At 45.3% G+C, this 8,897-nt stretch carries 9 protein-coding genes; 2 read left to right on the top strand and 7 right to left on the bottom strand.

The annotated features are described in order from the left end of the window. Both MTBPR1_RS08960 and MTBPR1_RS08965 read left to right on the top strand, forming a co-directional pair. On the top strand, positions 1 to 671 hold a 671-nt coding region (locus MTBPR1_RS08960), incomplete at its 5' end, for a D-2-hydroxyacid dehydrogenase family protein (RefSeq protein ID WP_069188689.1). A gap of 227 nt (positions 672 to 898) precedes the next feature. Beyond that, positions 899 to 1,576, top strand: a complete 678-nt coding sequence (locus MTBPR1_RS08965; RefSeq protein ID WP_069188690.1) for a calcium-binding protein — start codon at positions 899 to 901, stop codon at positions 1,574 to 1,576. Between the two features lie 106 nt (positions 1,577 to 1,682). Here MTBPR1_RS08965 and MTBPR1_RS08970 read toward each other — a convergent pair whose 3' ends face one another. From MTBPR1_RS08970 to MTBPR1_RS09000, 7 genes are read right to left on the bottom strand one after another with little or no spacing between them, the layout of a single operon-like run. Continuing rightward, entirely contained in the window at positions 1,683 to 1,949 is a 267-nt protein-coding gene (locus MTBPR1_RS08970; protein WP_069188691.1) for an amphi-Trp domain-containing protein, read from the bottom strand. After that, positions 1,946 to 3,316: a metallophosphoesterase family protein gene (locus MTBPR1_RS08975; RefSeq protein WP_069188692.1), complete on the bottom strand. Its 1,371-nt coding sequence runs from the start codon at positions 3,314 to 3,316 to the stop codon at positions 1,946 to 1,948. The genes MTBPR1_RS08970 and MTBPR1_RS08975 overlap by 4 nt, the downstream gene beginning before the upstream one ends. A 3-nt stretch (positions 3,317 to 3,319) precedes the next feature. Continuing rightward, positions 3,320 to 4,012: a histidine phosphatase family protein gene (locus MTBPR1_RS08980; protein WP_069188693.1), complete on the bottom strand. Its 693-nt coding sequence runs from the start codon at positions 4,010 to 4,012 to the stop codon at positions 3,320 to 3,322. Continuing rightward, the gene (locus tag MTBPR1_RS17835; RefSeq protein ID WP_083222995.1) at positions 4,009 to 4,962 is read right to left on the bottom strand and encodes a histidine phosphatase family protein; all 954 of its coding nucleotides are present in this window, start codon (positions 4,960 to 4,962) and stop codon (positions 4,009 to 4,011) included. The genes MTBPR1_RS08980 and MTBPR1_RS17835 overlap by 4 nt, the downstream gene beginning before the upstream one ends. A gap of 13 nt (positions 4,963 to 4,975) precedes the next feature. Next, a complete protein-coding gene (locus MTBPR1_RS08990) occupies positions 4,976 to 6,046 on the bottom strand; it encodes an HprK-related kinase B (protein ID WP_069188694.1) in 1,071 nt (356 codons plus the stop codon). Continuing rightward, positions 6,043 to 6,933 carry a GAK system ATP-grasp enzyme gene (locus tag MTBPR1_RS08995; RefSeq protein ID WP_069188695.1) on the bottom strand — a complete coding sequence of 297 codons (891 nt, stop codon included), beginning with the start codon at positions 6,931 to 6,933 and terminating at the stop codon, positions 6,043 to 6,045. Before MTBPR1_RS08995 ends, MTBPR1_RS08990 begins: the two co-directional genes overlap by 4 nt. Then, complete coding sequence (locus tag MTBPR1_RS09000; protein WP_069188696.1) at positions 6,930 to 8,555, bottom strand: phosphotransferase; 1,626 nt, start codon at positions 8,553 to 8,555, stop codon at positions 6,930 to 6,932. The genes MTBPR1_RS08995 and MTBPR1_RS09000 overlap by 4 nt, the downstream gene beginning before the upstream one ends. Positions 8,556 to 8,897 lie beyond the last annotated feature (342 nt).

Below are 8,897 nucleotides of genomic sequence, written 5' to 3' on the forward strand. Positions count from 1 at the left end.
AGGTCACGGTTTGTGGCACACGTTCGCCCGGCCATGCAACCGCAGAACTGACATGGGGACTGATCCTATCCTTAACCCGCCAAATCCCCTCACAGTTTCAAAATATCCGCGAAGGCGGCTGGCAAACCGGGTTGGGCTGTGATGTGCGCGGTAAAACACTTGGCATCATCGGATTGGGGCGCATGGGAACTCAGGTTGCCCATATCGGCAAGGCCTTTGGCATGAATGTCATTGCCTGGAGCCGAAACATGAGCGATGAACAAGCCCATGAACAAGGCGCAACACGGGTGGAGAAAGAGGAGCTATTTAAACAGGCTGATATTATTTCCATACATATGAAATACAGTCCTGCGATTAAACATCTTATTGGCAAAGATGAATTATCCCTGATGAAAAAGACAGCCTATCTGATCAATACATCGCGCGCACCAATCATTGATACGGACGCTTTGATCAAAGCATTAAGGGCAGAAGAAATCGCAGGCGCAGGTCTGGATGTTTATGATATTGAGCCTTTGCCCGTCGAGCATCCTTTGCGCACCACACCAAACTGCATCCTCACCCCCCATGTGGGCTATGTCACCAAAGAGACCTATGAGGTCTTTTACGGTGAAACCGTCGAAGCTGTGCGCGCTTTTTTAGAAGGCGCTGAGTTACCCACATTATCATAAAAAATGCCGGACCAGGTGATCGAGGGCTTGAACCTGGTCCGACATTGAAAGGAATGCGAATAACTTAGGGAGATGTCTCTTCGCATTTGAGTGATAGATCGTTTGGGGAGGACCTATGAAAAGAAATATATCGACTAAAGCTGTCATTTAGCTTTCAGCTCGGTGAATATATCTATGATGGCGGTGATGGTTTTGATGAGCTAGCCTATCATATTGCCGGGACTACGATGGGGATCTCTGTTGATGCAAGTAAGGCTGGGGTTGCCCAATTCATCAGTGCTGAAATGGGCAGTGATGTCATTACTGGCATTGAATATATACATGCAACCAGTTTCAATGACATTTTGAGAGGCGATGATACTGGTAACAATTTTGGTACTCGAGCAGGTGATGATGTCATTTATACAGGGAATGGTAACAATATCGTATGGGCCCATGCGGGCAATGACATCCTCTCGGGCGGTTCTGGCAACGATACTCTGATCTATGATGCAGAAGATATCACCACGGTGAACGGTGGTGCTGACAATGAGATTCTTTCCTTCAAAGCGGCAGGCGAAAGCCTCGACCTGTCCACTATTGTAGATACGGTTTGCATAAACCTTGAGGCCATTGACTTGACAGGCTCAGGTAATAATTCTTTGGCATTCGACATCAGCGATATCCTCGCCATCAATGAAGGTGCAAACGGCTTTATGGCAGGCACAAATTATGCCGTAACAGATAACCTTTTGATCATTGACGGTAATGCGGGCGATACGCTCACCGCGAACGGGGTTTGGAGTGATACCACAACAGATGTATCACTTGTTTTGGATGGATCAACCTCTGAAAGCTATTCTGTCTATCAAAGTAATGATGGTACGGCGACTGTGGTGCTCAATGATCAGGTTTCATTGATTTAAAACATATCTCATTAATATGTTTTGCTATGCCCAATAAGAGGCATGCCTGTAAACATATCACGCAGTGAAGTTTTCTTCATGGCGTTGAATGTGATCTGGCCTTTCCTCAATCACTTATTTTCAAGTTTCTTTCTTCACTCAGGTTTGGGTCATCCTGCCATGAGATGCGGATATTTAGTTTGTTCTGGCCGTCATCTTTATTTGCGGAAACTTTGAACCTAAGTAGCCCTTGAGGGCTCATGATTAACTCGCCTTTTTCATCCTCAAGCGAGATTTTTCCTTTTGCCAAGCCTGAAGAGATGGATTCAAGCAGACTAACGATCGACTTTTGATCCTGTAGAGATTCATGTCTGAAGCGTGTATTGGATTTCATCGCGATACCTTTTTCTGTTTCTCTTGTGCCTGCAACGCAGACAGCGTTTTTTGGGGATGGAAGACTTTGATATGGGGATAATCACTTGATATCCCGAGAATATAACCCTTGGGGTCAAGGATTGTCACCGCAGCCCCGCGGCCCCGGACTTTTTCATTCACACGAGAGGAGCTGTCCAAGGTGGTGTCACATTCAAAATTCAACACATTGGAGCGCAGGGCAATGCGCTGCCCATAATGCAAATTACGATGGCCATGGATCAGCGCACTGATGCCACAGCGACGCACATGACGTGCGCCTGCGTTGGTAAAGGGGTGATCGCTTTTTCGGTATTTTGTGCGAATGGTGTTACAAAGGGGACTGTAATAAAAGTCATACGGATCGCCTTTTAAAGCGTGACGAAAACGCCGGTTTAGATCGCGGGTACCGCTGATCGACAATTGCTTTGCCACAACATTATCAAGCCCGGCATGAATGAATAAAAATGAACCCGCCTTAAACGTCAAACGCATCTGTTTGAAGAACCAATAGAATTCTCCTTCAGGTTCTAAAAACAATTCTTTCCATTTTTGAACAGCCGCGTAGACTTTGCGCAAATCTAGTCCAGCCTTTTCACACTTTGCTTCAAAGCTATCATTTTTTTTATGAATACGGCTAAGTTCTCGCTCGATCTGATGAGAGTTCAACTGCCCTTGCGCAAGCTTTGGGAATTCCTCAAACCACTCAGCGTGTGGATAAAGCAGTTCACGGCACTTTTTTTTGCTCGGCACATCTTTCAGGCTTTTTTTGCCCTCCAGATACTCGTCCCAAACTTCTTTTAGTAACGGAATGATTTTTTGTCCGGTACGAATGAAAAAATGCTCATTCGTTGTTTCCTGTTTGCGCCCAACAGATACCATGCCAAACAATACGCGGACATCGTGATTGCCTGCTAATACCCGAACGCGGGCGCCTTGTTTTTTTAAATGATGGATGGTGCGGAGCAAATTCAGGCTGCTTGGCCCTTTATCAAAACAATCCCCGCCAATAATGAAGTTGGCTTTCTTGCCTTGCTCACTCAAAATAAAATCACAAGCCTTCGGCCCGGTTTTCTTCACACCGCCTGAGGAAACCAAAGAGGCTGCAAACGCATCCGGGTCACCATGTAAGTCTGAAAAAAAGAAATGCTTGCGCTTTGGCCAGACCCAGGCATTTTTAGCGTTCAGATCTTTCAAAGTGCGACTGAGACTTTTCTCATCCGTACAATCGGTTGCAATGGATTTATCCTTGCCGCTGCTCCAGTCTTTTACTTTTCTTGGCAAACCGACTGATAACCATGACTTGCCATGATAACGCGGTATATGATGCGCTGCTTTTATGGTTCTCATGGCTTAATCCTTATAGTCTTCTTTAGGTTGACGTAGTTTCCAGTCCCCACAGAGATGCCACCAACCTTTGTCATCATCATAGGCCAAGGCGACGGGGTCGGCGTGATACATGCTCAGTTTGGCAATGTCATCAAAGGCCAACACACCCAATATATGTGCAGCATGGCGAAAGGCAGCCCCATGGGCCACAAAGACTTTGGCGATGTTCTTGCCTTCAGGCACCTTAAGCTGATTGATGGATTGCTGAATATGACCAGCCACACGTTTTCCCGCATCCATCAAGGATTCTGCACCTTGCAAAGGCAGGCGATAATGAGAATTTGATTTCCAATTTGATGGGGGGCTTTCAAAACGCGGGTCTTGTTCTAAAATGTCCTCAATTTGAGAGACTGTTAAATTCGCCGCACTTCCCACACCGCGTTCTGCCAAATCATCAAACCCCTGCACGCACGAAAACGCAGGCATTTCAGTGCAGATCACATCTGCGGTTTGCCAAGCCCGCAACAGGTTGGAAGAATGAATTTCCGGATCAAATATCCAATTTTCTTCTTGTGCCATTTTTTCAAGCTTTGCCACAGCCCCATGAGCTTGCTTAAAGCCATCTTCATTGAGCGCAAAAGGTTGAAATGCGCTGGGCGTATCAGCAAGCTGGTGATAGTCACCATGACGAATGAGAACAGCAATACGTTGGCTCATGCCCGCTTCTCCGCCAAATAAGCGTGTAACTTTTCCACAACAGCGGCTAACTTCTCATTGCCGATCAATTCAAGGGCAGAAGGAAGCGATACCCAGCGACGCAGACGATGGCTTTCTTCCCATTCTTCTTTAGAAAGCTCGTCTGTAACTTCCATGGGATAAACAGACACAGTGCAGGTGGCTTGCCACTTTTCGTAACTATAGCGCCCAAGTTCATGATCATGGACTTTGCCCTTAATGCCAGCCTCTTCCAAGGCTTCTTGTGCGGCACTTTCACGTGCGCTCATGCCGGGCTCATGAATGCCCTTTGGCACCACCCAATGTTTATGGGCACTTGAAGAGATAATTAGAATTTCAGGCTCACCATTTTGCATCATACGATAAGGCACGACACAAGACTGACGATAATAATAGGCAGGGCGAACACGTTCTTGGGTTTTGCCCTCAGCTGTAACAAAGGGAAAGGTTTTGGGTAAGCTGTGAGGACTAATCACTTGAATGCAATCTGCATGGCTCAGGTCACGCCAGCTCCCCTCAAAGCGCAAAAGAACCAACATGCCTGGGTCCATCGGGACATATTTTTGACTGAGGTTGGCCACAAGCATGGATAGGCCCGGGTTATGTCCAACAACCATCAAGCGCTGCACGTCATCCGATATTTTAGAAATTTCACTCATCACCTCAATTGGTGCTGCATTATAAAGGCTGCGTTCTTCTTGAATGATTTTGGTGCCTAATCCTGCTGATTTACAGCATTTATGCGCTGTTGTATGGGCGCGTTCTGCAGGTGATGTTAAAATAAAGTCCGGCTTCAAGTCATGTTCATCCAACCATACGCCAAGACGTTGTGCACGCCGTTTTCCCTTATTTTTCAGCTCACGTGCGAAATCACCGTTTGGGTGGTTCAGTTTAGTTTCACCGTGTCGTAAAATTAACAGGTCCCTTGTCATAACTATCAATCCATTACTTCAAGAGAGTTTCTAGGCAGTAAGACGTGGCAAACTCAAAGTCTACCTTGCCGCTGGCCTCATAGATTTTAATATCTTTTAGGGCCGATATGTAGGGGGCACTTTCAAGTTCAGTATCGTCATTAAAAAATGTTCCATCTGAATATTGATAAAACGGTCCCGGCGATTTCATAATTGCAGCTAACAAATCTTGGTGTTGTGTGAGATCAACCTGTTCAATCTTGCAAGGCTCAAGACTGTCACGTTTCCAGTTCAGAATTAAAAAATCATCTAAAGGCGCTTGGGAGACGATTTTACCTTCGCCATAAACATCATCGACAAACACGTCATATTTTTCTTCAAGATCCCAAAGCTCATGAGCAGGCAGGTTTTTCAGTTCCGCACATCTTTCATCAGGTAACAATGCTATCAGGTTTTCATCATGGAGCATGGTGCCGGGATTAATCCGGGGCAATTTGGGAATGCCTTGCGCATTTTTTCCCTGAACAAATAATCGATCATTGGTCAAATAGCTTACCCCATCATGTGCTAAAATATGCAGCATCAATGTGGACTTACCGCCACCTGAGAACCCCGCCATGCCAAGGGCTTTTCCATTAGCAACCAATCCAGCAGCATGGCAAATCAAGGCCTCATTATGTTGCAGATGGTTCATATATTGGGCGTTGATATAATTGATAATCTGGTTGTCATTACTCAAACTGGGACCAGATGCAATGAGATAGTCTTGGCTTTGAAGGAAGACCATACCAGTGCGAACCTTATGAATTAAACGCGCATCTTCTAAATCATAAAAAGCATCTTTACGCCCGGTTTTACCCGCCTCGCGCTTCCAGTCGGTGAAGTTTATCCCCATTTTGGGTGACGGCCCATCCAAAGCGACCACCTGACAATCTGCCGAACCGTGGCCTAGAGTATGAGCAAAATATACACCCAGCTTTTCCAACAGTTTTTCACAATTGGATTTTACTGAAATTTTATAACCCTCAAGATCAAGGAGGACTTCGCCTTCCGTCACATTGTGACCTTCCATCAGTCTTTCTGCAGCTTGTCTTGCGGTCTTCATTTTGCCACCTCATTTAAGATGTAATCGGCATAAAGATCAGCTGCATCAATGCCAATGCCTTCTAAGGCCCCTTTAAAACCGCCAAAGGCAGAGACTTCAAAAACAATGGGGCCGTCTTCAGTATCAGCCACATCCACAGTCGTGAAATCCATATTGAAAAGTTGCTGGGCTTTTGAAGCCAGATCAATGGTGCTTTGGGGTGGTTCGTGCAAGGCATATTTACCACCGCTTTTGATGGTGGTGTTCCAGCTGTCGTTTTGGGAAACACGGGCATAGGTGCCCAGATATCGCCCGCCTAAGAAAACCATACCGTAATCACGCCCGGGCAAATCCAGTTTTTGCTGGATATACATGACCGGGTTATCATTTTTAAATTCTTCGATCTTTTCATAGATGCGATCATGGGGCTGGTTGGCTTCGATGATACACATGCCTTGCGCTTTTGTTGAATAAAGGGGCTTGAACACGGCAGCGCCAAAATCTTGCACAGTTTGCAGGGCATATTTCGCACATTCGGTAATGCGGGTCTTTGGCATGGGGATTTGGCCGTTTGACAGGGTCATGGTGCAGCCAAGCCTGTCAATCATTCTGATGATGGTTTCAGGTTTTGAAAAAACGCGCAGGCCTTTACTTTCTGCCAATCGCAGAAGCTCAATGCGATCAAGCGTTGCCGGACTGTATATTTGGCTGATTTTTTTCACAACAATTGCGTCAAGTTCACAGAGGTTAACCCCATTAGCGCTTAACTCACCGCTTTCAAGGTCTGCACTGACATCTTTCATATCAATCACCAAGCGAAAACCTGTTTTAGCTTCTAAACGGTCAGCCAGCACTTCGCTCGACCATTTACCGGGAATGCCCATGACTGCGATTTTGGGTTTGCTCATGAAAATAGCTCCTCAACTGGTAGGCGGAAGTCTTTATCTTTTTTGGCTTTGCATTTGCTGATCCGTTCCAGAATATAAACAGCACGCAGAAACATATCGTTTGCCAGCTGTTTATCCAGAATGAAACGGGTGGAGGTGATAAAGGATCGCGCTAACCCTAAGGCCAGGCGCAATTCAAAGGTCGTATCTTTGTTTTTGTCGGCGTAATCCTTGGCAAAGGTATAGAGCGACAGAGCACTCTGTTTGATGCGCTTACGTGTCTGAGTATCGAGAACCTGCAAACGATAATTGGACACCATAAAAACAGAGATATCTTGCGTGTAATCCTGATAACAGGACCGGTGCAGATCGATAAATCGTATCTTTTTATTATCTTCGTCAAAAATAATATTATCCAGATTAAAGTCGCCGTGGATATAGACTGAAAATGGTGCCTCCAATCGTTTCTCCACCTCTGCTGCTTGCTCAATCAGATGATCCAAAGAAGGGATCTTGAGGGTCCCCATCCTTTGGTCATCACGATTAAATTCAGGATGCACCTCAATCACGTTTTTCAGGCGCTTTTGCAATTGGCCCATATGCTCAGCTGCAACTTTCTTTTTGTTGCGGGTTTCACCCCATACGGCCTTTAGAGTCTTTGCGAGTTTTTTGATTGCTTTGTCTAAACTGTCTTGATTACCCTCAATCAGGACTTGCTCAAATGTCTGCCCCGGTAAATGTTCAATCAGCAAGGAAGCGTTTTTACCTTGTTTATTGTAAGATAGAATTTGCGGCGCTAAGCCCGGAAAAATCTCATGCCAGCTTTCTACACTTTCTCGTTCTTCCTTCAATTTGTGTTTTTTGCCATCTTTGAAAATAGCGATATAACCGTCCTGCTCATCATCGGCTGCTGAAATGCCCGCAATCGCACTGCCTGATTTTGTTTCTGCAATGGTTTCGACCTCTGCATCAATGAGACCGAGATCAGAAAGGGCTGATTTCAGTGAGCGAAAGCGATCAATATGCATGGGCTGGCCTAATTTGGCCGACATGATTGATTCTGAAATACTCAATAAGACATCGCCCATTTCCTCGATACGCTGTGCGATAAACAAAGAAGTCATGGTATCTTCCGGGCGTTTGGCTTTACGCATTTCTTTGACGTGGCTTTTGAACATTGTTTCATAAACACGATCAAGCTTGCGCTCAATATCACCAATTTTCAAAACCAGTTTTGTATCATCCTGATCGATGGCTTCTTCGATCATGGTAATGCCGCGATCAATTTCAGAAAGAAGTGCAGCACTTTCGCGTTTTTTCAGAGCATCATTGCTGGATAGATTGGCCATCATTTTCACACAGTCGTGACAAATGTCGGTGATACGTTCCAGATCAGAGGCTATGGCCTCTGCTGCACGCAGTGAGAAGATATTCAAATCGCCTTTTTTGCCATAACGCAGTGCATCGATACAGCCATCATGGACCCGCATCTTAAGGTTATAGGTATAACCCTGACGGTCTGAAATACGTTGACCAACTGTCGCAGAGGCTGTTTCCAGCAGGACTTGAAGGTTATTAACTTGCGACTGGGTTTCAGCAAGGAGAAAATAAAGATTGTCCTGAACGGACTTAGGTAGTTGCATCAGATTATTCTATAAGGCCAAGATAACAGGGCAGGTGATTTGATTTTGAAGAAATAACACCTGACAGTCCAGCCGGAAAAACAGGTATGTCATTTATTTCGATGGAGCTACCCAGAGTAGGTCAAGCTGATGCCGATCTGGATGAAGGCCATTGTGGGGCAAATATGTTTCATTGATATGACAATCCAATAAAAAATCCATCTACAGCCCAAAGCGTTTCATAATTTCATAAAGAATTATGCAAAAAGCCCAATAGAAGTTGTCATTTATTAAATTTAGTATTGCCACTTATGTCCAAAGAGCAGACGCACTTTTAAAATCCACGTTCTTCTGCCTATAGCC

Origin of the sequence: Candidatus Terasakiella magnetica (assembly GCF_900093605.1) — a bacterium.
In the GTDB taxonomy this organism is placed as follows: Bacteria; Pseudomonadota; Alphaproteobacteria; order Rhodospirillales; family Terasakiellaceae; genus Terasakiella; species Terasakiella magnetica.

What these genes read in the sequence shown, in the direction of transcription:
- MTBPR1_RS08965 (WP_069188690.1), top strand. Translation starts at nt 899, where the DNA reads ATGGGGATCTCTGTTGATGCAAGTAAGGCTGGGGTTGCCCAATTCATC.
- MTBPR1_RS08975 (WP_069188692.1), bottom strand. Translation starts at nt 3,316, where the DNA reads ATGAGAACCATAAAAGCAGCGCATCATATACCGCGTTATCATGGCAAG.
- MTBPR1_RS08990 (WP_069188694.1), bottom strand. Translation starts at nt 6,046, where the DNA reads ATGAAGACCGCAAGACAAGCTGCAGAAAGACTGATGGAAGGTCACAAT.
- MTBPR1_RS08980 (WP_069188693.1), bottom strand. Translation starts at nt 4,012, where the DNA reads ATGAGCCAACGTATTGCTGTTCTCATTCGTCATGGTGACTATCACCAG.
- MTBPR1_RS08970 (WP_069188691.1), bottom strand. Translation starts at nt 1,949, where the DNA reads ATGAAATCCAATACACGCTTCAGACATGAATCTCTACAGGATCAAAAG.
- MTBPR1_RS17835 (WP_083222995.1), bottom strand. Translation starts at nt 4,962, where the DNA reads ATGACAAGGGACCTGTTAATTTTACGACACGGTGAAACTAAACTGAAC.
- MTBPR1_RS08995 (WP_069188695.1), bottom strand. Translation starts at nt 6,933, where the DNA reads ATGAGCAAACCCAAAATCGCAGTCATGGGCATTCCCGGTAAATGGTCG.
- MTBPR1_RS09000 (WP_069188696.1), bottom strand. Translation starts at nt 8,555, where the DNA reads ATGCAACTACCTAAGTCCGTTCAGGACAATCTTTATTTTCTCCTTGCT.